This is a genomic window from Streptomyces thermovulgaris, assembly GCF_002155915.1.
Lineage (GTDB): Bacteria > Actinomycetota > Actinomycetes > Streptomycetales > Streptomycetaceae > Streptomyces > Streptomyces thermovulgaris.
In genome coordinates this window covers 1-1785 of record NZ_MUME01000355.1, presented here as the reverse complement: position 1 = coordinate 1785, position 1785 = coordinate 1, and the positions used below count along the sequence as shown (strand labels likewise).

The window sequence follows — 1785 nt, the reverse complement described above, 5'->3', positions numbered from 1 at the left end:
GTGAACCGTTCCTCCGCCATGATCTCAACCTCCTTTCTGGTGTGGGCGTTTCGGGATCACTTGGTGAGTGAGGGCGCGGGCGATGCTGTCCGGCCGGTCGAGCGCAGGAGGGCATCCAGGCACAGGTCCGGGTCGGCGGTCAGGTGCGAAGTGGCGTCCGCGACGCGGGCGGCATCGGCATCCGGGACGTAGGGGGTGCGGATGCGNNCGCCATCACCGCGACCCCGACGTAGGCGGGGTCCTGCAAGGTCACCGGGCTGGCATCGGGCCAGTTGCGGATGTCCTCGCCCAGCGCGGCCACCGCTGCCTCCACCGTCTTCTGCGCGAAGGACAGCCCGACGGGGCACACGTCGCGGATGAAGGTCGGGATGGCGTCGCCGGTGGTCTTCTGGCTGATCAGGATCACCAGGATGCCGACGCTGCGGCCCTTCTTGACCAGGTCCTCCACCAGCCGGGCGTTCTCCGCCGTCAGCGCGGCCAAACGTTTCGTCTCGGCGTCGCTGCCCTTGTACTCGCGGAAGTACGTGTGGGCCTCATCGATGATCAGGACCGTGAGCGGCCACTGTGGTAAGGGGCCGACGTGCCACATGTTCTTGACGCCCAGCACGTCGCGGATAGTCGCAGAACGCCGCTTGCGCAGCTCTACCAGGCGCTTGAACAGCGCGTTAGCTTCGTCGAGGTCATCCCCGCAGAATGCGAACATCCGCTTGACGAGGTCGGCGTAGTCGCCCTCCGAGGCCCGTGACACCTTGCCGTCCGCACCCGCTATCTGCACGGCCGGTGAGGGCGCGAAGTCGCAGACGAACCTGTTGACTGCCGAGGTCTTGCCCGCACCCGGGGTGCCGGCCACGGTCACTCCGGGCACGTTCGCCAGGGACACGCACACCTGCGCGGCGTACTCGTCCACCCCCAGCTCCCAGCGCGTCAGGTCCGCGGGAGGGCGGCCAGTGGGCCGGTGCTTGGCGGGCGTGGTCAGCGGGTCGGAGCGCACGCCCCGGATCACCACCCGGCCGGGGCCGTCCGGCAGCACGGAGACCCGCGTGCACCGCCAGGCGTCGGCCAGGAAGCGTGCCGCCTTCTGGTACTCCTCCAGTCCGACCTGCGGCAGCGTCCTGGCCCGGACGATCACCCCGAAGGGGTCCGGCTTGACCTTGATCCTCGGGGTCAGCACCCGGGGCGCGGGGGCGGGACTGTCCTTCTGCGCGGTGATCTGTGCGAGCAGGCCCGGGGTCTTGTCGGTGACCGTCAGCCCGGCCATCCGCGCGAGCCGCACCCAGCCCCAGCGGACTCGCACGGCCTGCCGCATGCTGACCCGCGTCCCCCGGTCGGCCCGCACGTAGCGCACGACGCCCCAGCACAGCCAGACGCCCGCCAGCACGGCCACGACCAGCAGTACGTGCGGTGCGTGATCGGTCAGGTTCTCCATGGTCAGTCCCCCTCGCTTGCGCGTATCAGGGGCAGCACGTCGGCCAGGTCGAGCCCGGCCGCGTCCGCCGGGGCCAGGCCGAGCCGGGCGAGCACAGCGCCGGAGACGGAGAACGTCGCCTTGCCCTCGGTCCCCGGCAGGGGCCGGAGCGGGTGCAACTCCCGCTCCGGCGCGGAGTTTTCGAAGCGGATCACTGGGCTGCCTCCGCCGTCACCAGTTCGAGGCGGGCGGCGCGGTAGGCGACGCCGTCGGAGAGCTGGCCGTTGAAGATCCGCGCCCACGGGGTGGCGAACAGCTCCACCGGCCGGACCATCACGCCCGGCTTCAGCCCGGCCGCCAGGCCCGTCTCCGGGACGGTG

1 protein-coding gene and 2 pseudogenes are annotated in these 1785 nt (G+C 71.0%); all 3 read right to left on the bottom strand.

Annotation, left to right across the window (positions count from 1 at the left end; genetic code table 11):
• Nucleotides 1-56: 56 nt before the first annotated feature.
• Nucleotides 57-1426, bottom strand: a pseudogene (locus CCN35_RS24055) (FtsK/SpoIIIE domain-containing protein).
• Nucleotides 1427-1428: 2 nt separating this feature from the next.
• On the bottom strand, nucleotides 1429-1620 hold the full coding sequence (locus tag CCN35_RS24050; RefSeq protein WP_067400517.1) for a hypothetical protein: 192 nt from the start codon (nucleotides 1618-1620) through the stop codon (nucleotides 1429-1431).
• Nucleotides 1617-1785, bottom strand: a pseudogene (locus CCN35_RS30330) (SCO3933 family regulatory protein); the annotation flags it as partial. The pseudogene CCN35_RS30330 and the gene CCN35_RS24050, both read right to left, overlap by 4 nt.